Genomic DNA, 20,153 nt, shown 5'->3' on the forward strand with positions numbered 1-20,153 from the left:
TGTAAGGGCTCAGCGTTTGCGAAAGACCAGCGTGCGGTTGTTGGCCGGCATGGCCTGGTCGAGTTCAAGCTGCAGGCCGTGCTGACCGGCCAGGGCCACGATGGCTTCAAAGTCGCGCAGGCCGCTGCGCGCATCGCGCTGGCGCAGCCAAGCGTCGAAGGCCCGGTTGCTGTCGCAGGTGAAACGACCACCATAGTTGAACGGGCCATAGATGGCAAACACGCCGCCGTCGGGCAGATGCGATCCAGCCAGCTCGAACATGCGCTGTACCAGCGGCCAGGCCACGATATGACAGGTATTGCTGGTAAAGACGGCATCAAAGCCTGATGGTGCCGCACTTGCCGGCCAGCCACTGCTCGCCAGGTCGAACTCCAGCGGAGCACGCAGATTGGGGGATTCATGGGCGGCGTGCCAGGCCTGGATGCCTGCATGACTGTCGGCCAGGTCGCTGGTCTGCCAGACCAGCTGCGGCAGGCGCGGAGCGAAGTACACGCTGTGCTGCCCGGTGCCGGAGCCTATCTCCAGCACATGCCGGCTGTGCTGAAAAGCGGATTGCAGCACCTCGCAAATAGCGGCCTGATTGTTTTCGCAGGCCTGGGAAAAAGGCAGTTGCGGGGCTGTCGATGGAAGGTTCGGGGTCATAGGAAACTTGGCGGGCAGACACGGGAAATCGTGCGGACATCTTCTCCCGAAATGGCAAGTCCGAGCACTGTGACAGTCTTCAAGGCTTGAAGCGCAGCCTGATCTCGGGCCGCACGCTCAGGCCGCCGATTTTCCAGCTGTATGCACCCAGGCCCAGCGTGGGCGTGGAGCTGGCGTTTTGCGAGAGCACCTCGGCATTGCCGGGCAGACTGACTTTCAGGCTGCCATTCATGGTGATGCCCAGTTGCGCGAAGTCTCTCTTTTCCTTGTCCTTGAGCGGCTTGGCGGCAATCGTCATCACGCCGTTCCTGTCTGTCTGCACGGTGAACATGTCCAGCAATCGCAGGCCTTCGCCGGGATTTCTCTGGCCGGCAATCTCCAGTGCATAGCGCGCATTGCCTTTGTAGACGGCTTTCCTGACCTCCGGTTCGCGGCTCAGTTGCTGCGCTTGCGCAGCCAGCTCCTGGTGGTCCTTCTCGCTCAGCACGCCCTGCTTTCTGAGCTTCATCACGGCCAGGGCATTCACTACCGTGCCGTCAAAGTGGTAGCTGTAGCTGCCGTCAGCCTGTACTTCCACGCTGGCGGCGAACCGTTCAGGTACCAGGCAGGCGGTCAGCAAGGCGACGAGGGCGGTGGTCGCCAACAGCGCAAAAGGCTTGTGCATGAGGACTCCTTTTGAGTCGCATTGCAGCGGCCCAGGGTGCAGAGGTCTGAGTCATCGTAGAGCAAACAGGATATGTGCCAATAGGGGCTGCCATCAAGCTTGCGCGGAGTCTTGCCGGAAGATTGTTCAAAAAGAGTAGCCGCAAGCGATTTCTACCTAAGGGATGGAGACCTGGGGCTGTAGCGATCTTCACTTGGATTTTGACTCGGCCTTGAGCTGGCTGATGGCTTCCTGAAAGCCCTGCAGGTACTTGGTGCGCGTCTGCTCGGCCAGGGTAGGCCACTGTGCGGCTGGCAGGCTCAGCGATTCCATCGTCAGCCTGGCAGCCAGTTGCGGGTCCCGGGAGGCCTGAACCGCCTGCATGCCGTGCAGATTGATCCAGTGCGGGTCGTAGGCGTGGGGCGTGCGGCGATCCCAGTCCACGACCCTGGCGATCAATTCCTGAGCCTTGTCCAGATCCTGAAACAGATAGCGGTTGATGGGGGCTCCATAGCTCTGATTCATCACATCGACCGCTTGCCTGGCAGTGACGTCGGCACAGCGGTTGGCATCGAAGCGGGCACGCAGCTGGCCGGCGTAGAACCAGAAGGCAGCCTCGTCCCGCAGACCGGCCTTGAACAGTGTTTGCGACAGCACATAGAACACGGGCGGTTGAAAGCGTTCGGGCGCGGCGCGTATGCGCTCGAGCACGGCTTGCTGCTGCTGAGGCGTGCCCTGCGACAGCAAGCGAAGAGCCTCCTGCCCCAGTCTGGTGTCGATCTGCGCATAGACGCCCTGGGGGACCAGTACCTGAGTCGCAGGGGGAGGCAATGGCTTGGGCGCAGCTGATGGCTGCTGAGTCTGTGCGCAAGCGAAGCCCGAGAGCGCCACCAGCGCACCGGTCACCATCTTTGCTGCAACATGGCTCATGCTGAACTCCTTGTGCTTGCGATGCAAATCATTCTGGACGGTGTCAGACAAATACCCACTCTGTCGCATATCTTAAATAGCATGCTTGGTATCTGTGTCTCGTATTTACCAAGAAGCCCTGATTTCGATGAAGACTAGGCATCGCGTTGCCGTGAACCCCGAAAGCTTTGCTTGCTGATGGCGGCGGTGTGCCCAATGTCGGATTGGCCAGCACATCGGCTTTGTCATCGGTGCTGCGCCGATGGCCGAGAGCGGATGCCGCCTCGCCGCCGAGCAAACCGGCAGGCTCAGTCCCGGGCGTTGAAGGCCCTGTGATAACTCACCTCGCCTTGCGGCGGCAGGCCTTCGAAAGTCAGGGCCTGAAAGTACTCGGCAGGCACTCCGGGCAGCACCAGGCCCGGCACCGTCCGGAAACCAAAGCGCCGGTAGTAGTCCGGATCGCCAAGCAGCACGCATCCCCGCGCAGACTGCGCATGCAGAGCGCTGATGGCTGCCTGCATGAGTGCACTGCCGATACCCTGTCGCTGTCTTTGGGGAACGACGGAGATGGGGCCCAGGCCAAACCAGTGCTGGCTGCCGTCGCTGATGTTGACGGCGGAGATGGCGACATGCCCGACGATTTGCTCGTCAATCTCTGCGACCAGGGACAGGGCAAGAGCCCCGGCTGCGCGCAACTCACGCACGATGAATTGCTCGGTGTGATCGGTATGTGGTGCGTCCTTGAAGGCCTGGATCGTCACCTGCTCGATGGCCTTGGCATCGGTGGGCAGTTCTGCTCGGATATGCATGGGTTGGATTGGATTCTCGAAAAATCCCGGGAAAAGGCCAATTCGGCCCATCAGCCTATTGCAATTGCTTTCTTTACGCTTTGGGACGAAAAAACCGCCCGAAGGCGGTTCTTTACGGCGGGGCCTGCCGGGTGATTACACACCGGCCACTTCAATGCCCTTGAATTCCCCGGTCGCAATCTTTTCCTTCCAGATGGCGGGGCCGGTGATGTGGGCGCTGGTGCCGCCGGCATCCACGGCCACGGTCACAGGCATGTCGACTACGTCGAATTCATAGATGGCTTCCATTCCCAGGTCTTCAAAGCCCACTACCTTGGCCTGCTTGATGGCCTTGGAAACCAGGTAGGCGGCACCGCCGACGGCCATCAGGTAGGCCGACTTGTGCTTCTTGATGGCATCGATGGCGACAGGGCCGCGCTCCGACTTGCCGATCATCGAGATCAGGCCGGTCTGGGACAGCATCATGTCGGTGAACTTGTCCATGCGGGTGGCCGTGGTGGGGCCTGCAGGGCCAACCACTTCGTCGCGTACGGGGTCCACGGGGCCTACGTAGTAGATCACGCGGTTGGTGAAGTCCACGGGCAGCTTTTCGCCCTTGGCCAGCATGTCCTGGATGCGCTTGTGGGCGGCATCACGGCCGGTCAGCATCTTGCCGTTGAGCAGCAGTGTGTCGCCGGGCTTCCAGCTGGCCACTTCTTCCTTGGTCAGATTGTTCAAATCGACCTTCTTGGACTTGTTGTAGTCGGGGTGCCAGTCGATCTTGGGCCAGGTGTCCAGAGAGGGGGCATCCAGGTGCACGGGGCCGGATCCATCCATCACAAAATGGGCGTGGCGGGTGGCGGCGCAGTTGGGAATCATGGCCACGGGCTTGGAGGCCGCGTGCGTGGGGTACATGTTGATCTTGACGTCCAGCACTGTGGTCAGGCCGCCCAGACCTTGGGCGCCGATGCCCAGGGCGTTGATCTTTTCGAACAGCTCCAGACGCAGCTTTTCCACGTCGTCGAGCTCTGCACCGCTGGCGGCTTTTTGCTGCAGCTCGTACATATTGAGATCTTCCATCAGGCTTTCCTTGGCCAGCAGGACGGCCTTTTCAGCCGTGCCGCCGATGCCAATACCCAGCATGCCGGGCGGGCACCAGCCTGCGCCCATGGTGGGGACGGTCTTCAGAACCCAGTCCACGATGTTGTCGCTGGGGTTCATCATGATCATCTTGGACTTGTTCTCGGAGCCGCCGCCCTTGGCGGCCACGGTCACGTCCACCTTGTCGCCGGGCACGATCTGCACATTGATCACGGCGGGGGTGTTGTCCTTGGTGTTCTTGCGCTTGAACTGCGGGTCAGCCACGACGGAGGCGCGCAGCGTGTTGTCGGGGTGGTTGTAGCCACGGCGTACGCCTTCATTGATGGCGTCTTCCAGCCCCATGGTGAAGCCTTCCCACTTGACGTCCATGCCCACTTTCAGGAACACGTTGACGATGCCGGTGTCCTGGCAGATGGGGCGCTGACCGGTGGCCGCCATCTTGGAGTTGGTCAGGATCTGCGCCATCGCATCCTTGGCCGCAGGGCTTTGCTCGCGCTCATAGGCGCGGGCCAGATGCTGGATGAAATCCGGCGTGTGGTAGTAACTGATGTACTGGAGGGCACCTGCGATCGAATCGATCAGGTCCTGCTGGCGGATGGAGGTGGTCATCGTGAAGCTTCTCGGGGGTTGCAATCTGTACGCGTGGGCCGCGCACGTTAAACCCATCGATTATCGGTCCAGACGACAATTCTTGCAGCCATAACCCACCAGTCTTATATATGACTGGTGGGTGCTGTGTGGCGTTCAGCCGGTCAGTGCGCCGAGGATGGAGGCCGAGAAATCGGCCTGACCACCTCGACGATCGTCTCTTGCCCAGGCCAGCAGGCTGTCCGCCGGCATGGGGCGCGCGTAGAAGTAGCCCTGAAGCTCATCGCATTGCATCTCGATCAGGATGTCCCGCTGACCCGCAGTTTCCACACCCTCGGCCACCACGCGCAGGCCCAGGGCATGGGCCAGGCGCACGACGGCATGGACCACGGCACGGGCATCTTCCTCGGTTTCCAGGTCGCGGATGAAGCTGCGGTCGATCTTCAGCTGCTGCGCGGGCAACTGACGCAGATAGTTGAGGCTGGAGTAGCCGGTGCCGAAGTCGTCGATCGAGAGAAAGATGCCGATGCCGCGCAATTCCTCGATTGCGCGCTGCGTGGCCTGGGTGTCCTCCATGGCCACGGACTCGGTGATCTCGCACAGCAGCTGGCTGGCCTGTACGTCGTGGCGCAGCAGCGTCTGGGTGATGCGGTCTGCCAGGCCGCTTTCACGCAGCTGGTGCACGGAAAGATTGATCGCCACCCGCATCTGCAGTCCCATATCGCGCCACAGTGCCAGCTGGCGGCAGGCTTCTTCGATCACCCAGTTGCCCAGGCTGTTGATGATGCCGAAGCGCTCGGCCAGGGGAATGAAGATGTCCGGGGCAATCATGCCGCGTTCGGGGTGGGCCCAGCGCAGCAGCGCCTCGACCCCGATGATGTTGCCGCGCTCGCTGTCGATCTTGGGCTGGTAATGCAGCTCCATCTGGCCGCGCTGAATGGCGTGGCGCAGGTCGTTTTGCAGCTCCAGCTGCTCGGATGCATCGCTGCCCATATGCGGCTCGAACACTGCAAAACCGTTGCCGCCATTGCGTTTGGCTGCGTACATGGCGGCGTCGGCGTTGGCTATCAGGTGGTCGCGGTCGCCATGGTCGGGAAAGGCCACGATTCCAATGGAGCAGGTGATCTGCAGTTCCTTGTTCCCCAGCCGAAAGGGCTGACTAAGCGCCTTGATAATGCGATTGGCCACCGCCATGCAGGCGGCCACGTCCTGGGTGTCTTCCAGCAGCACCAGGAATTCATCCCCGCCCACGCGGGCCACGGTATCGCTGCTGCGGGCTTGCTCAGTCAGCCGCTCGGCTGCGCTGATGAGGATCTGATCGCCTGCGGCGTGGCCAAAGGAGTCATTGATGGGCTTGAATCCGTCCAGATCCACAAACAGAATTCCCAGCCGCTCCTTGATTCGTGAACGGTTGGCGCGCTCCAGGCGCAGCAGGGCATGGATGAGGCGGTCTTCGAACAGCAGCCGGTTGGGCAGATTGGTCAGCGGATCAGCAAAGGCGCGCTGGCGCAGCTCGGTATTGGCCAACTGCAGCTTGGCATTGGTTTCCTGCAGCGATTGATTGAGCTTGAAGGCTGTGCTCTGCAGGCGCGCATCGAGCAAGGTGCTGAACATCGCCGCAATCAGCAGCATGACCGTGGTGATGATGATGATGATGGTGGTGAGTTCGGGGCCGCTCAGGGCTTCCGCACTCAGGCAGAGCGAGCCGCTGGCAAAGCTGGCTGCCGACATTCCGGTGTAGTGCATGCCACAGATGGCAAAGCCCATGACCAGTGCAGCCAATGCCTGGAACAGCCACAACCGCTTGCCGGAGAGCGAAAACAGCGCGCGAAACAGAGTCAGCGCCGTGGCAGAGGCCAGTACTGCGATCAGAGCGGAGGCCGCCACCAGTGGCCAGTCCCAGGCAATCGGGATGGACATCTCGATGGCGAGCATGCCCAGGTAGTGCATGGCGCAGATGCCGCCGCCCATGAGCAGCGAGGCGCCCAGAAAATGAGGCCTGCGGTATTCGACCCTGGTTGCCACTCCAAAGGCCAATGCAGATGCCGCGACTGCCGCGACCCAGGAGGCCAGCGTCAGAGCGCCGCCGTAGCCCAGGGTGATGGGCAGCTCAAACGCCTGCATGCCTATGAAGTGCGTGGCCCAGATCCCTGTGCCCATCACCATGGCACCGATTGCCCACCAGATGCGTCCGATTCTGCCCGAGGCCATGCGCATGCGACGGGCCAGACCCAGCGTCACAAAAGAGGCAAATACCGCGATGACGATGGAGACACACACCATCATCGTGCTGTAACTTGATGTCATGACGGTGGTGGCGATGGGGGTGGAAAGATCAGTGAACATTGATGTGGCGGGCCAGCAAGGCCGGTCGGATTCTCTGTCCGATATTGATTTAATGTAACTATGTATTTCTGGCCTTGCCGGCGCAGGGGTGTTGCCTCGATTGTGCTTGCCGCCTGCCGGGCTGAGCTAGCATGGACCGGTTGTGGAAGTGGCCTGCCTGGCGGTGGGTCGACTTCCGTTTGCGGCCAACGGCAGCCAGATTTCCTCAGCCAGCTGCGCCGAGTTGTATTGCAAGGAGCGATTCCATGACAGTCACCCGCCAGGAAAAAGACACTTTTGGCCTGATCGATGTACCCGCCAACAAGCTCTGGGGCGCGCAGACGCAGCGCTCGCTGCAGAATTTTGACATCAGTGGCGAGCAGCAACCGCGTGAAATCATTGCTGCACTGGCGCAGGTCAAAAAGGCCTCCGCCAGCGTCAACCAGGCGCTGGGTCTGCTGGACGAGAAAAAATCCAGAGCCATCAATGCGGCTGCCGATGAAGTGCTCGCGGGCAAGCACCCCGATGAGTTCCCCCTGGTGGTCTGGCAGACAGGTTCCGGCACGCAGACCAATATGAATGTCAACGAGGTGCTGGCCAACCGGGCCAGCGAGCTGATGGGCGGCGAGCGCGGTGAAGCCCGTCTGGTGCATCCGAATGACGATGTGAACAAGAGCCAGTCCAGCAACGATGTCTATCCCACGGCCATGCATGTGGCGGCGGTTACGGCCATCGAGCACAAGCTGCTGCCCGCCATCGCCAGGCTGCGTGTCACGCTGCTGGCCAAGAGCGAAGCCTTTGCCGATATCGTCAAGATCGGTCGCACGCATTTGCAGGACGCCACGCCGCTGACGCTGGGCCAGGAAATATCCGGCTGGGTGGCCCAGCTGGCCCATGGCGAAGCCCATGTGCGGTCCGCATTGTCGCATCTGTATGAGCTGGCCTTGGGGGGGACGGCCGTGGGTACGGGGCTGAATGCTCCCAAGGGCTACGCCGAAGGCGTGGCGGCAGAACTGGCCAGACTGACGGGCTCCCCGTTTGTCACCTCGCCCAACAAGTTCGAGTCCCTGGCGAGCTGCGACGGCTTGGTTTATGCACATGGCGCTCTCAAGACGCTGGCTGCAAGCCTGATGAAAATCGCCAACGACGTGCGCTGGCTGGCATCCGGGCCGCGCAGCGGCCTGGGCGAAATCTCGATCCCGGAGAACGAGCCGGGCTCGTCCATCATGCCGGGCAAGGTCAATCCCACGCAGTCCGAAGCCGTGACCATGCTTTGCGCCCAGGTGTTCGGCAACGATGTGGCCATCAATTTCGGCGGAGCCTCGGGCAATTTCGAGCTGAACGTGTTCCGCCCCATGGTGGCGCACAACTTCCTGCAAAGCGTGCGCCTGCTGGCCGACGGCATGGTCAGTTTCAACGATCACTGCGCTGTGGGCATAGAGCCAAACCGTGCGCGCATTGACGAACTGGTAGGCCGTTCGCTGATGCTGGTGACAGCGCTCAACACGCATATCGGCTACGACAAGGCTGCCTATATTGCCAAGAAGGCGCACAAGGAGGGCCGCAGCCTGCGAGACGCGGCCATTGCCAGCGGCCATGTGACGGCCGAGCAGTTCGACCAGTGGGTCGTGCCCGAGCAGATGGTGGGCAATCTGTAGGCCGGCTCCGTCCTGAAAAGAGCCCGCATGTCGGGCTCTTTTCTTTTTGCGTCGGCTTTGCACACAATGCGACATCCTTGATGGCAGGAGTCAGCATGCCCGTACAACAGCATCTGGTGCAGGTTTCGGTTTTGGATCTACGGCCCACGCAGATGACGGTGGGGGCTGCCGAAGTGTCGCTCAAACGTTCTCAATGGGCTCAACTGAAATCCAAGGCTCGCGACAAACTGTTGCTCAGTCACTGGTTTCCTGCCGTGAAAGGTCCTCAGGGCCGGTTTTTCATCGTGGATCACCATCATCTGGGACAGGCGCTGATGCATGAAGCGGTCAAAACCGTCTGGGTCATGCAGTTGGCCGATCTGAGCGAGCAGGGCGCGGAGATGTTTTGGCGCGTCATGGAGTTCCACCACTGGGCGCACCCTTATGACGAGAAGGGGCGGCGTTGCGAGTTTTCGCAGATCCCCCTGCAACTGAGTCAGCTTAAGGATGACCCGTATCGGAGCTTGGCGGGGGAGGTGCGCAAGGCCGGTGGTTATGCCAAGGATGCCTCGCCTTATGCCGAGTTCCTCTGGGCTGATTTTTACCGGCCTCTGTTTCGCAAGGCGGATTTGCGCAGCAATGGCCGTTTTGGCTTGCCCGAGTCTGCGGTCGTGGAGGCTGTTGCGCTGGCCCGTAGCGTCAAGGCGCAGTTCTTGCCAGGCTGGTCCGGTGTCTCCAACTCGCTGCACGAATAATATGGACCAAACGCGCAGAGGCTTGCTCGCTCTTCCCACCAGCGCCGATTGGGTGGCGGGCCTGTCGATTGCAGGGCTGCTGCTTCCCGAAGCGGTGGCTTACGCGGGTCTCGCCGGAGCACCGCCGCAGGCTGGGGTGGTGGCCTTGTTCGCCGGGCTGCTGGTCTATGGACTGGCCGGAAGCAGCCGCTTTGCGATTGTTTCTGCGACCTCTTCATCGGCGGCCGTGCTGTTGGCGGCTAGCAGTTCTGTTCTGCATGTCTCGGCTGAGCATCGCGCCGCCATGGGCATAGGCATGGTATTGGTGGCAGGCATCATCTTTGTGCTGGCCGGGCTGATGCGGTTGGGGGCCATCTCCCAGTTCATTGCCAAGCCCGTCCTGCGCGGTTTTGCCATGGGACTGGCCTTGACCATTGTGCTCAAGCAGCTGCCTCTGGCGATCGGAGTGCATCCGGAGCACAGCGATTTTCTGCATTTCAGCTGGGAGCTGCTGGCAAGGTTGTCTGACTGGAACTTATACGGTCTGGCCATGCTGGTGCTGGCCCTGTTGACATTGCATCTGCTTGGCCGCTGGCGAGCCGTGCCGGCGGCTTTGCTGGTCATCGTGGCTGGGATTGCTCTTGATTTTCTGGGGTATGGACGGCTCTGGTGCATATCTCCCGTGGGGGCGCTGGAATTGGGTGGTGTGCATCTGGCTCTGCCAGATCTGGCCTGGCCAGACTGGCTGCGCGCAGGACAACTGGCGCTAGCACTGGCCCTGATCTTGTATGCCGAGTCCTATAGCTCCATACGCTCGCTGGCCTTGCGACATGGAGATCCGGTTTCCGCCAATCGCGATTTGCTGGTCTTGGGTGGCGCCAATATGGCGTCGGCCCTGTTTCAGGGCCTGCCCGTGGGCGCCGGCTTTTCAGCCAGCTCGGCCAATGAGGCCGCAGGAGCCAGAACCAGAGCCGCAGGGCTGATTGCTTGCGCCGTCGTGGCATTGCTGGTGTGGCAGTTGTTGCCATTGATGGAGAGGATTCCAGAACCCATGCTGGCTGCCATCGTCATGCATGCGGTAGGCCATTCACTCAACTGGAGGAGTTTGAAGCCATATTTCGCCTGGCGCCGTGACCGGACTCTGGTAGTCACTGCGTTTGCAGCCGTGATTTTGCTGGGCGTACTCGATGGCTTGCTGCTGTCCATGGTGCTCAGCATCGCTCTGCTGCTCAAGCGCATGGCCCAGGCAAGAGTCAGCGAGCTGGGCCGGTTGGCAAATAGTCACGATTTTGTGGACAGGCAACTGCACCCCGAAGCTCTGGCTGTCCCTCATGTGCTGATTGTGCGTCCCGAGGAAGCTTTGTTCTTCGGCAATGCCGATGCTGTCATGGCCGACATCAGTGCACGCGCGGGGCGCGCTTCTGGTCTGAAGACGCTGATACTGAGTCTCGAGGAATGTCCGGACCTGGACAGCACCAGCATAGAGGCCTTGAGCGAGCTTGCCAGGCAACTGGCGCAGGCTGGAATCAGGCTCAGGCTGGCGCGTGTCAAAGATGGCGTTCGAGAGTTGCTGCAGCGCGTGCAGATTCAGGACCTGGATCCCCTCGCCTATGCCGCCTGGAGCGTGGACGATGCGGTGCAAGGGATTGAAGACCCGGTCGGGTCTTCAAACACCTTGGCCGCTGAGCCCTAGGTTCTGAGTCCTCGGGTGCAAGGCTGATATCAGTTTCAAGGTGCGATGGCCCGGTTCAGGCGCAGCGCATATCTGAAGCCCAGTTGCCCCACGGCGCAGGCAATCAGCAACACGGAAAAGGCCGACAGCGCAGGGTTGTTGCCCAGACTGGCCCCAAGCGTGCACAGGCCACCCACGGCCATCTGGGAAAAGCCGTAGACGCCGGCGGCCGATCCCGTCAAATCGCTGTGCACACCCAGAGCCTTGGAGAGTGCGGCGGGGCTGGTCATGCCGGAACCTAAGGTAAACAGCAGCATCAAAGTCACGACAGCGGGCACGTTGATCAGCTGCAGCAGCGTCAGGACTAACAGTGCAGCCGCGCAGCCCAGGCTCAGCATATTGCCGCCCAGTATCAACCGCTCCAGTGGCCAGCGTTTGACGAGTTGGCGTGCCAGCGCATTGCCTGCTGCCATGCCGGCCATCAGCACCCCCAGGTAGATGCCAAGCTGCGCCTTGCTGGTATGCAACTGTTCGATGAAGATGAACGGTGCTGCAGCAATAAAGGCGTACATGGATGTGGTGGCGCTACCGCCGCCTATGGCGAAGCCCAGAAACTGAGGTGAACCCAGCAAGGTTCGATAGTCATTGCGCACGGTGCGCCAGTTCAGCTTGCCGGTGGGGCGACCGGTCTCAGGAAGCAGGCGCCAGACTCCGATGGCCGTTAGCGCCCCCATCAGCGCCAGCACCGCAAAAATGATGCGCCAGCCGAACAAGGCATCCAGCCCCGAGCCTATGGAGGGGGCGATGCCAGGGCCAATCATCATCATGAGATTGAGCAAGGCCAGACTGCCCACGGCAGTTTCGGGTGTCGCGGTGTCGCGGGCAATGGCGCGGCCCAGTGCCAGGCCGGCGCAGCCGCCCAGAGCCTGAATCAGGCGCGCGCCAATCAGCATATTCGCGCTCGGGGCCAGAAAGGCCGCAAGGCTGGCGACGGTGTAGAGACAGAGGCCGACAAGCAACAGGGGGCGGCGGCCCAGTGCATCCGACATGGGGCCGTAGATCAGCTGGCCCAGTGCCAGGCCGAGGATGTAGACGGTGATGGTCTGCTGCATCTGTCCGCTGCTGGCGCCGAAGTGGCGAGCAGCATCGGGCAGAGCCGGGATGAACATATGCATGGCCATGGTGCCGGCAATGGTGACCATGACCAGCAGCCAGAGTGGCGCTTTGCGTACAGGGGTGACGGGACTTTGCATACAAGTGAAATCCGGAACTAGCTGTGAGGTTTCTGTTGCGTGTGGCGCTAGTTCAGCTCTCGGGTAGCGAGTCCGCGTTGGCGCCCACTTCCAGTGCAGCCATCTTTCCCAGCATGGTTTCCAGTGCATCCAGTGTGGCGTCCAGCAGATCGGGGGGCAGCTCCTGCATGACTTCGCTGCGGACATCCGCCACGATGGTCTTGACGGTCTCGACCTGCAGCAGTCCGGCCTTCGTGAGCTGTATGCGCTTGACGCGCCGATCGGCATCATCGATGCGTTCCACCCAGCCTTGGGCCTGAAGGCCGTCAATCAGGCGCACGATGGAAGAGCTGTCCAACGCCAGCGCCAGAGCAAGGTCCTTTTGCCGCATGGCACCCGCGCAGCGCTCCAGGTGGACCAGGGGCAGCCACAGCGCCTGCGTCAGACCCAAGGGGGCCAGGACCTTATCCAGCGTGCGTCGCCATTGCTTGTTGACCTGCGCCAGGACGAACATGAGCTGGCGCTGACGACTGGACAGTGAGGCGGTGCTGGACATTCCGAATGCATTTAAATAGTTGGAATTCAAATTATTGCGCAAACAGTATTTATCTTGTTAACAGGGTTTTAGACAAGGATGCGGTGGCCTGCTGTCGTCAGACATGGCGCCTTGTCGAGTGTGCGTTGCATCGTCCAAATGGAGTGCGGATTTGCCTGTGATGTGGACAGCTCCCGCTTGCCCAAGAATTTCCTGATTGCTGACGGGAGAGCAGCGGCAAAACGACAAATCACCACAGGAGACAGACTCTATGCAAAGCCCTGCGTGCATTCGATCCCACCACAGGCCAAACCGACGTTTGGTGAGCCTGGCCGTTGCAGGGTTGCTGGGCTGGCTGTCCATACTGGCGCTGGCTGCGGAGCATGTGGATGACGCTCATATCGAAGCCAATGCAAGGACCGGCAAGGACTGGCCCAGTCATGGGCTGAACTATCAGGAAAATCGTTTCAGCCCGCTCAAGCAGATCCACAGTGGCAATGTGGACCGGCTGGGTCTGGCCTGGTCGTACAAGCTCGATTCGTCGCGCGGCGTGGAAGCCACACCCATCGTGGTGAATGGGGTGATGTATGTCTCCGCCCCCTGGAGCGTGGTGCATGCGGTGAATGCGCGCACGGGAAAGGCGCTGTGGACCTACGACCCACAGGTGCCGCGCGAGATGGCCTACAAGGGCTGCTGCGATGTGGTCAATCGCGGTGTGGCCGTCTACAAGGGCAAAGTGTTTGTGGGTGCCTTCGACGGGCGGCTGATTGCGCTGGACGCTGCCACGGGCCGGCAGGTCTGGTCCACGGACACCATAGACAACAAGAATTTCTCATACACCATCACGGGCGCTCCGCGCGTGTTCAAGGGCAAGGTCTATATCGGCAATGGCGGCGCCGAATATGGTGCTCGTGGTTATGTGACGGCCTATGACGCCGAGACGGGCAAGCAGGTTTGGCGCTTTTATACCGTGCCCGGTGATCCGGCTCAGGCTTATGAGAGCAAGGCGCTGGAGGAGGCGGCCAAAACCTGGGATCCGGCAGGCAGGTATTGGGAGAGCGGCGGTGGCGGAACGGTCTGGAGCTCGCTGGTGTTCGATCCCGAACTCAATCAGATGTATATCGGCGTGGGCAATGGCTCGCCCTGGGCGCACCGAAAGCGCAGTCCTGTCGGGGGAGACAACCTGTATCTGGGCTCCATCGTGGCGCTGGATCCGGACACGGGTGCCTACAAATGGCATTACCAGGAAACACCGGGCGATAACTGGGACTTCACTTCAGCCCAGGATATCGTGCAGGCTGACCTCAGGATTGATGGCAAGCTGCGCAAGGTATTGCTGCATGCGCCCAAGAATGGCTACTTTTTTGTGATCGACCGTCAGAGCGGCCGATTCATCTCCGCAAGGAACTTTGTGCCCGTGAACTGGGCCAGGGGCTATGACGGCAACGGCCGTCCCATCATGGAGGAGGCCGTGCGCAGCGCCGGCAAGGCCGAGATCATTCCCGGCCCCCTGGGGGCGCATAACTGGCATTCCATGGCCTATAGCCCGCAGACGGGGCTGGCCTATATTCCGGCTCAGCATATTCCCACGGCCATGGCCGACGATCCGAACTGGGCCGGCTTCAACAGCAATACGCCGGGCCAGCTCATGAGCAATACCGGCTGGAATACGGGACGCGTGATGCTGGAGCCCAGCAGCCTGCCTTTTGGTCGCCTGATCGCCTGGGACCCGGTGCGGCAAAAGGAAGCCTGGCATCAAAAGCATGTCTCGCCCTGGAATGGCGGAACGCTGGCGACGGCCGGCGATCTGGTCTTTCAGGGAACGGCCGATGCGCGACTGGTGGCCTATCACGCCAGAAGCGGCAAAAAGCTCTGGGATGCTCCCATGGGCAGCGGCGTGATTGCGGCTCCGGTGAGCTATGAACTCGATGGCAGGCAATATGTCTCGATTGCCGTCGGCTGGGGTGGTGCTTTTGGCCTCGGTGACCGCGTGGCCGACTTCAGGAGCCCCGGCACGGTCTATACCTTTGCACTGGGAGGCAAGGCCCCCATGCCGGAACGGGTGGCCTATCAGATGAGTGCCTTGATTGGCGGGCTCGGGTACGACCCGCAACTGGTGCCGGCCGGTGCTGCACTCTACAACAGCAACTGCATTGCCTGTCACGGCTACCCGGGCGTCAGCAAGGGTGGAGCCCTGCCCAGCCTGACCTATCTGCCTGCGGCCATGATTGACAATCTAGGCAGTTTCATCGTCAACGGCCCGGCCACCTCACGAGGCATGCCCGATTTTGCGGGCAAGCTCGGCGATGATGATGTGCAAAAGCTACGCGCCTTCATTCTCGCAATGGCAGATGCGGTGAGGCCAGGTCAGCCAGCAGACAAAGGCCAATAAGCAGGCTCATCAAGGAATTGCTTTCGTACAAAGGCGACATCCTCGCTCGCCTTTTGCATGCCAGGCATGGCGGCTCAGAGACCCAGCGACTTGAGCAGGTCGTCGGTATCGCTGGAGGCCGCCGCCGTGTTGAGAGCTGCAGGCGCTTGTCCAGTTTGGGCCTCCCGGGCCTGGGCCATGACAAGATCAGGGTCCGGTTTTTCCTGGGCTTCGAAGTCCTTGATCTTGATGAACTCCATGTGATCCACCGCCATCTCCAGATAGAAGATGTTGTTGTTGCCTGTGTAGAAGGTCACGCGGCGCGCTTCCGGGGCATCCAGATTGGCATCCACACTCAGATTGACCTGCTTGTTCAGGCGGATCATCTTGGGCTGACTTTGCGCGATATGGGTCTGCAGTTCGCGCTGCACCTTGCTGGTGAAGTCGCCAACGACCTGGTTCATCAGCTCGCCCATGACGTTGCTCACATCGTCCGAGGTATAGGAACTGGCCAGATCGCTCTCGGCCATGCCCATGGACAGCAGATAGCTGCGGTAGAGCTCCATGGCCGCATCGGCCGAGAAGTTGATGATGATGAGCGCAGAAAAACCACCATCGATCAGCACAAAGCAGCCGATATCGGGTTTGAGACTTGTCTTGGTGATGCGTTGCACCATGCCCGAGTACTGAATCGGGCACTGGGTGGCCACCTGCAGCACGCGCGAGACGGAGTTGCACAGGGCAATCAGCACATCTTCGGTGCCGTGGACGATGGGGGCGGTGGGTTGGCTCATGGCTGCATTGGTTCAAGAGATCGCTGATTATGTATGCAACACTTTGTTGCATTGAGATATCTGCAGCAATTGCAGGCTGCCGCTGTCTGTTAACGTGCCTGCTTTTGAAAGATCAGAGGTATTCATGCAGAGCAAGCTGTGGCGCCTGGCAGCCAGTGTCATTGTGGTGACGGGTTTGACCGCCTGTTCGAGCTTGTCCGGCATGACGGACAAGGTTTCCCAGACCTGGGACAAGACCTGGACCGGTCTGACGGGCAAGAAGCAGGTCCAGACCCAGACCGAGGTCAAGCAGGCCGGCCCTGCCGCCGTAGGCCTCAAGCCCGGCGAGGAAAGCGGGCGCTGGCAGGGCCTGTACAGCCTGGACGGCGAGACGGCCCGGTTTCAGGAGTGTGAAAGCGGCCAGATCATCGGCGTTCTGCCCGAGGGCGACAGCGTGCTGCTGGAGCAGGCCTATCTGAACACGCGCAGCAGCGCCACCGTCGCCATGCTGGCCGAGGTGCAGGGCAGGGTGGTGGAGCGAGCCGTGGCCGATCCGGTGCTGGCACGGCAGGGGCGCAAGATGCTGGCGCTGCGGGTGGAGCGCTTTGTCGCGCTGTCCAGCCAGGCGGCCTGCCGCAATGCCAAGGCCAACTGGTAGGCAGCGGCCCGCTACCGAAAGCACTTTTGATAGCTGCCGGCGCTTTGCATAAAGCGCTGCAGCCGTTTTATACCTATTTTGCAGCGGCGCGCGCCTGCTCCAGCCAGCCGTCAAAAGTCTGCTGATGGGCTTTGATCCAGCCGTCCACATGGCGACTGACGTCGGCCGAGCTGCTCTCGCCCTGGCGCATGCGCATGTTCTGGGCGTTGATGTCCTCGATAGGCAGCTGCATTACGGCAAATAGCTTGGCAGCGGCCGGATTTTTCTCGGCCCAGACCTTGTTGGCCAGGATGTACTGCTGATTGAGCTTGAAGCCGTAGTTCTTGCCATTGGGCAGCTGGGTCTGGTCTTCGCCCTGGGCACCGGGGACATTGGGTACCTCCAGCCAGCTGACTTCCTTGCCCGGGCGCAGCACTGTGTTCACCCAGAACGGGGTCCAGACGTAGTAGAGAATGGGCTTGCCGCTTTTGTAGCGGGTGATGGTGTCGGCAATCAAGGCCTGGTAGTTGCCTTGCCTGTGGGTGATGCTGGACTCCAGATCCAGTCCCTTGAGATGTTTGTTGATGGCCAGCTCGCAGCCCCAGCCAGGGTTGCAGCCCGTCAGATCGGCCTTGCCGTCGCCGTCGGTGTCGAACAGCGCCGCCAGCTTGGGGTCCTTGAGCTGCGTGATGCTGACGATTTTGTACTTCTCGGCCGTCGCCTTGTCGATCAGATAGCCTTGTACCGCATTGCGCGAGTAAGTGCCGGCGCGATAGAAGGCCTTGTCTGCGCCATTGTTCTCATAGAAGGCACGGTGCAGAGGCATCCAGTGAGTGGCGGTAAAGGTGGCGTCGCCCTGGGCCACGGCCACATGCTGGGTGCCGTTTTCCAGGCTCTTGACGGGCTGTACCCGGTAGCCCAGCTTCTCCAGAGCACGCGAAACCAGCAGGGTCTGGAACATTTCCTCATCCACCGTGCCCTTGAGCGGCTGCACCGAGATGCCTTTGCCGGGCAGGTCACCAGAGTTGGTTTGCGCTTGTGCGGCGGCGGCGCCAAAGCTCAGCAAGGCGATGGCAGCCAGATGGCGGGAATGGAGCTGCAGGGGCGGGAAAGGCGAATGTGCGGGCTTGTTGCTGTGCATGAATACTCCTTGGATGCTGGGTGCCTACCCCGAAATCGGCATGAGAAAAGCGAGAGGGTTAATGAAGGAAACGGCCCCCGGATCAGGTCCGGTGCGCCGTTGGCGAATCAGGATTTCAGGGCTGCGGCCTTGGCCTGGGCAATCCAGGCGTCAAAAGCCTGCTGGTGGCCCTTGATCCAAGCGCCCACATGGCGGTGGATATCGGCGGGCTTGCTTTCCCCTTCGCGCAGCAGCTGGTTCTGGCGGCTGATGTCGCTGATGGGAATCTGCATGATCTCGAACAGCTTGCCGGCGGCCGGGTTCTGCTCGACCCAGAGCTTGTTGGCCACGATGTACTCGTTGTTGAGCGGAAAGCCGTAGTTGCGGCCATTGGGCAGCTTGGTGTCGGTGCCGGCCTGCACCCCGGGCATGGAAGAGCGCGACACCTGCAGCCACACCACTTCCTGGCCGGGGCGCAGCACATTGCTGAGCCAGTAGGGCGTCCACGCGTAATACAGCACAGGCTTGCCGGCCTTGAAGCGCGCCAGCGTGTCGGCAATCAGTGCCGGATAGTTGCCCTGGGTGTAGCTGACAGTGTTTTCCAGGCCGAAAGCCTTGATCTGGTGGGCCACCACGGCCTCGCCACCCCAGCCGGCGTTGGGGCCGATCAGATTGGCCTTGCCGTCGCCGTCGATATCGAAGAGGGCCGCCAGTCCGGGATCCTTGAGCTGGTCGAGATGGGTGATCCTGTGTTTGTCGGCTGTCTTCTTGTCGATCATGTAGCCCTGCGCGGCACCGGCTGCATACACGCCCTTGCGCGAGAGCTTGGCATCGCCGCCGGCCTGCTGATAGAACTCGGCGTGGTGAGGGTTCCAGTGGTTGGCCATGAAGCTAGCATCGCCATTGGCCACTGCCACGTGGATCAGCGGGTAGTCCAGCTCTTCCCAGGGCTTGACGGTGTAGCCCAGCTGCTGCAGTGCCTTCATCACCAGCAGCGTCTGGAAGTTCTCTTCGGCCAGAGCGCTCTTGACGGGCAGCACCGTGATGCCCTTGCCCGGAAGCGCTTCGCCTGGCACCTTCTGTCCGGCCGCCCAGCTAGGCGACTGACCAAGGCCCAGCGCCGCAGCGCCGGCCGTGCCCAGCAGCAGCTGGCGCCTGGTGTGTCGGTTTGGGCTCGGAGTCTGCACAGACTTGCTCATTGTTCTTGTCTCTCCTTGGTATGGGTGGGCTTTCGGCCCGATTGAAAATGAGACCCTACGCTCCCCACTGCGTGTGGTTCGCTGCCCCTCCAGGAGGGGCGTTTTTGTCTTGGGGCGGCCCGGCGATAAAAAACGGCGGCCGCGCAAGCGGTCGCCGTGATTCGGGTGTTGTGATCAGGACTTCTTGGCAGCCGCCAGCGCCTGGCTGATCCAGCCGTCGAAAGTCTTCTGATGGGCCTTGATCCAGCCGTCGGTATGACGCTCGATATCGGAGGCCTTGTTCTGGCCCTGGCTCATCATGTAGTTCTGGGCGTTGATGTCGCCCACGGGCAGCTTGATGATTTCAAACAGCTTGGCTGCCGCAGGGTTCTGCTCTGCCCAGGCCTTGTTGGCCACGATTTGCTGGTTGTTGGCAATGAAGCCGTAGTTCTTGCCGTTGGCCAGCTTGGTGTCCGTGCCGGACTGTTCGCCGGGCAGTGCGGAGAACGGGACCTGCAGCCAGACAACATCCTTGCCGGGCTTGAGCACATTGCTCACCCAGTAGGGCGTCCAGGTGTAGTAGAGGATGGGCTTGCCGGCCTTGTAGCGTGTGATGGTGTCGGCCATCAGCGCCGAATAGGTGCCCTGCTTGTGAGTGACCGTATCGCGCAGCTTGTAGGCGCCGAGCTGGTGCTCGATCATGGCCTCGCAGCCCCAGCCGGGCGTGCAGCCTGTCAGGTCGGCCTTGCCGTCACCGTCGGTGTCGAACAGCTTGGCAATTTCGGGGTTCTTGAGCTGCCCCAGATTCGTGATCTTGTGCTCATCGGCCGTCTTCTTGTCGATCAGATAGCCCTGAGCTGCATTGGCCGAGAACACACCCTTGCGGTAGAGCTTGGCGTCGCCGCCCGCATTCTTGTAGTAGTCGGCGTGCAGCGGGTTCCAGTGGTTGGCCATGAAGGTGGCGTCGCCGTTGGCCAGTGCAATATGAGCCGTGGGGTATTCCACTTCCTTCATGGGCTGGACCTCGTAGCCCAGCTTTTCCAGGGCCTTCATGACGAGCTGGGTCTGGAAGCTTTCTTCGGCAATCGAGCTCTTGAGCGGCTGGACCTTGATGCCCTTGCCTGGAAGCTCGTCGGCAGCGAAGGCACCGGTGCTGACCATGGACAGGGCCATGGAGGCAGCGGCTGTGCTGGCAAGCAGCCAGTGGCCCAGGCCGTGGCGGATGCTGGCGGTGTTGTCGGTTGTACTCATGCGTTCTCCTTGTTCTT

The 20,153-nt window shown here is 61.2% G+C and carries 17 protein-coding genes; 5 read left to right on the top strand and 12 right to left on the bottom strand.

The features are described 5' to 3' along the window. Positions 1-9: 9 nt before the first annotated feature. The 6 genes from NOX35_RS07945 to NOX35_RS07970 form a co-directional block, all read right to left on the bottom strand. Positions 10-642 carry a DUF938 domain-containing protein gene (locus NOX35_RS07945; RefSeq protein ID WP_256496302.1) on the bottom strand — a complete coding sequence of 211 codons (633 nt, stop codon included), beginning with the start codon at positions 640-642 and terminating at the stop codon, positions 10-12. A 79-nt stretch (positions 643-721) separates the two neighbouring features. Further along, a complete protein-coding gene (locus tag NOX35_RS07950) occupies positions 722-1,306 on the bottom strand; it encodes a hypothetical protein (protein ID WP_256496304.1) in 585 nt (194 codons plus the stop codon). A 189-nt stretch (positions 1,307-1,495) separates the two neighbouring features. After that, the gene (locus tag NOX35_RS07955; RefSeq protein WP_182286290.1) at positions 1,496-2,215 is read right to left on the bottom strand and encodes a hypothetical protein; all 720 of its coding nucleotides are present in this window, start codon (positions 2,213-2,215) and stop codon (positions 1,496-1,498) included. 287 nt (positions 2,216-2,502) lie between these two features. Continuing rightward, positions 2,503-3,003, bottom strand: a complete 501-nt coding sequence (locus NOX35_RS07960; RefSeq protein WP_182286291.1) for a GNAT family N-acetyltransferase — start codon at positions 3,001-3,003, stop codon at positions 2,503-2,505. A 135-nt stretch (positions 3,004-3,138) separates the two neighbouring features. After that, complete coding sequence (locus tag NOX35_RS07965; protein ID WP_182286292.1) at positions 3,139-4,692, bottom strand: fumarate hydratase; 1,554 nt, start codon at positions 4,690-4,692, stop codon at positions 3,139-3,141. Between the two features lie 135 nt (positions 4,693-4,827). Further along, entirely contained in the window at positions 4,828-7,017 is a 2,190-nt protein-coding gene (locus NOX35_RS07970; RefSeq protein ID WP_256496306.1) for a bifunctional diguanylate cyclase/phosphodiesterase, read from the bottom strand. Positions 7,018-7,262: 245 nt separating this feature from the next. Between NOX35_RS07970 and fumC the strand changes: the two genes are divergently transcribed. The 3 genes from fumC to NOX35_RS07985 all read left to right on the top strand — a co-directional run bounded on the left by fumC (position 7,263) and on the right by NOX35_RS07985 (position 11,060). Continuing rightward, positions 7,263-8,654: a class II fumarate hydratase gene (fumC, locus tag NOX35_RS07975; RefSeq protein WP_256496307.1), complete on the top strand. Its 1,392-nt coding sequence runs from the start codon at positions 7,263-7,265 to the stop codon at positions 8,652-8,654. A gap of 95 nt (positions 8,655-8,749) precedes the next feature. Continuing rightward, on the top strand, positions 8,750-9,388 hold the full coding sequence (locus NOX35_RS07980; RefSeq protein WP_182286294.1) for a ParB-like protein: 639 nt from the start codon (positions 8,750-8,752) through the stop codon (positions 9,386-9,388). 1 nt (position 9,389) lies between these two features. Beyond that, on the top strand, positions 9,390-11,060 hold the full coding sequence (locus NOX35_RS07985) for a SulP family inorganic anion transporter (RefSeq protein ID WP_182286295.1): 1,671 nt from the start codon (positions 9,390-9,392) through the stop codon (positions 11,058-11,060). 35 nt (positions 11,061-11,095) lie between these two features. Here NOX35_RS07985 and NOX35_RS07990 read toward each other — a convergent pair whose 3' ends face one another. Together NOX35_RS07990 and NOX35_RS07995 are read right to left on the bottom strand one after the other, a co-directional pair. Beyond that, complete coding sequence (locus tag NOX35_RS07990; RefSeq protein ID WP_182286296.1) at positions 11,096-12,292, bottom strand: multidrug effflux MFS transporter; 1,197 nt, start codon at positions 12,290-12,292, stop codon at positions 11,096-11,098. Between the two features lie 52 nt (positions 12,293-12,344). Further along, positions 12,345-12,827, bottom strand: a complete 483-nt coding sequence (locus tag NOX35_RS07995; protein WP_256496308.1) for a MarR family winged helix-turn-helix transcriptional regulator — start codon at positions 12,825-12,827, stop codon at positions 12,345-12,347. Positions 12,828-13,077: 250 nt separating this feature from the next. On the opposite strand from NOX35_RS07995, the gene NOX35_RS08000 reads away from it, so the two are divergent. Beyond that, positions 13,078-15,198 carry a PQQ-dependent dehydrogenase, methanol/ethanol family gene (locus tag NOX35_RS08000; protein ID WP_371878524.1) on the top strand — a complete coding sequence of 707 codons (2,121 nt, stop codon included), beginning with the start codon at positions 13,078-13,080 and terminating at the stop codon, positions 15,196-15,198. A gap of 74 nt (positions 15,199-15,272) precedes the next feature. Here the strand turns inward: NOX35_RS08000 and NOX35_RS08005 are convergent, their stop codons facing one another. Beyond that, positions 15,273-15,971, bottom strand: coding sequence for a DUF3334 family protein (locus NOX35_RS08005; protein ID WP_256496310.1), 699 nt, complete (start codon positions 15,969-15,971; stop codon positions 15,273-15,275). Between the two features lie 124 nt (positions 15,972-16,095). Between NOX35_RS08005 and NOX35_RS08010 the strand changes: the two genes are divergently transcribed. Then, a complete protein-coding gene (locus tag NOX35_RS08010) occupies positions 16,096-16,608 on the top strand; it encodes a hypothetical protein (protein WP_182286300.1) in 513 nt (170 codons plus the stop codon). Between the two features lie 73 nt (positions 16,609-16,681). Here NOX35_RS08010 and proX (NOX35_RS08015) read toward each other — a convergent pair whose 3' ends face one another. From proX (NOX35_RS08015) to proX (NOX35_RS08025), 3 genes are all read right to left on the bottom strand, one after another. Continuing rightward, positions 16,682-17,728: a glycine betaine/L-proline ABC transporter substrate-binding protein ProX gene (gene proX, locus NOX35_RS08015; protein WP_182286301.1), complete on the bottom strand. Its 1,047-nt coding sequence runs from the start codon at positions 17,726-17,728 to the stop codon at positions 16,682-16,684. A gap of 107 nt (positions 17,729-17,835) precedes the next feature. Next, the gene (gene proX / locus NOX35_RS08020) at positions 17,836-18,906 is read right to left on the bottom strand and encodes a glycine betaine/L-proline ABC transporter substrate-binding protein ProX (RefSeq protein ID WP_256496311.1); all 1,071 of its coding nucleotides are present in this window, start codon (positions 18,904-18,906) and stop codon (positions 17,836-17,838) included. 174 nt (positions 18,907-19,080) lie between these two features. Next, entirely contained in the window at positions 19,081-20,136 is a 1,056-nt protein-coding gene (proX, locus tag NOX35_RS08025) for a glycine betaine/L-proline ABC transporter substrate-binding protein ProX (protein ID WP_256496312.1), read from the bottom strand. Between the last annotated feature and the right edge of the window lie 17 nt (positions 20,137-20,153).

It is taken from the genome of Comamonas sp. C11, from assembly GCF_024496285.1.
GTDB lineage: Bacteria > Pseudomonadota > Gammaproteobacteria > Burkholderiales > Burkholderiaceae_C > Comamonas > Comamonas testosteroni_F.

What these genes read in the sequence shown, in the direction of transcription:
- NOX35_RS07985 (WP_182286295.1), top strand. Translation starts at nt 9,390, where the DNA reads ATGGACCAAACGCGCAGAGGCTTGCTCGCTCTTCCCACCAGCGCCGAT.
- NOX35_RS08010 (WP_182286300.1), top strand. Translation starts at nt 16,096, where the DNA reads ATGCAGAGCAAGCTGTGGCGCCTGGCAGCCAGTGTCATTGTGGTGACG.
- proX (WP_256496312.1), bottom strand. Translation starts at nt 20,136, where the DNA reads ATGAGTACAACCGACAACACCGCCAGCATCCGCCACGGCCTGGGCCAC.
- NOX35_RS07970 (WP_256496306.1), bottom strand. Translation starts at nt 7,017, where the DNA reads ATGTTCACTGATCTTTCCACCCCCATCGCCACCACCGTCATGACATCA.
- NOX35_RS07945 (WP_256496302.1), bottom strand. Translation starts at nt 642, where the DNA reads ATGACCCCGAACCTTCCATCGACAGCCCCGCAACTGCCTTTTTCCCAG.
- NOX35_RS07950 (WP_256496304.1), bottom strand. Translation starts at nt 1,306, where the DNA reads ATGCACAAGCCTTTTGCGCTGTTGGCGACCACCGCCCTCGTCGCCTTG.
- NOX35_RS08005 (WP_256496310.1), bottom strand. Translation starts at nt 15,971, where the DNA reads ATGAGCCAACCCACCGCCCCCATCGTCCACGGCACCGAAGATGTGCTG.
- NOX35_RS07965 (WP_182286292.1), bottom strand. Translation starts at nt 4,692, where the DNA reads ATGACCACCTCCATCCGCCAGCAGGACCTGATCGATTCGATCGCAGGT.
- NOX35_RS07995 (WP_256496308.1), bottom strand. Translation starts at nt 12,827, where the DNA reads ATGTCCAGCACCGCCTCACTGTCCAGTCGTCAGCGCCAGCTCATGTTC.
- fumC (WP_256496307.1), top strand. Translation starts at nt 7,263, where the DNA reads ATGACAGTCACCCGCCAGGAAAAAGACACTTTTGGCCTGATCGATGTA.
- NOX35_RS08000 (WP_371878524.1), top strand. Translation starts at nt 13,078, where the DNA reads ATGCAAAGCCCTGCGTGCATTCGATCCCACCACAGGCCAAACCGACGT.
- NOX35_RS07960 (WP_182286291.1), bottom strand. Translation starts at nt 3,003, where the DNA reads ATGCATATCCGAGCAGAACTGCCCACCGATGCCAAGGCCATCGAGCAG.
- NOX35_RS07980 (WP_182286294.1), top strand. Translation starts at nt 8,750, where the DNA reads ATGCCCGTACAACAGCATCTGGTGCAGGTTTCGGTTTTGGATCTACGG.
- NOX35_RS07990 (WP_182286296.1), bottom strand. Translation starts at nt 12,292, where the DNA reads ATGCAAAGTCCCGTCACCCCTGTACGCAAAGCGCCACTCTGGCTGCTG.
- proX (WP_256496311.1), bottom strand. Translation starts at nt 18,906, where the DNA reads ATGAGCAAGTCTGTGCAGACTCCGAGCCCAAACCGACACACCAGGCGC.
- NOX35_RS07955 (WP_182286290.1), bottom strand. Translation starts at nt 2,215, where the DNA reads ATGAGCCATGTTGCAGCAAAGATGGTGACCGGTGCGCTGGTGGCGCTC.
- proX (WP_182286301.1), bottom strand. Translation starts at nt 17,728, where the DNA reads ATGCACAGCAACAAGCCCGCACATTCGCCTTTCCCGCCCCTGCAGCTC.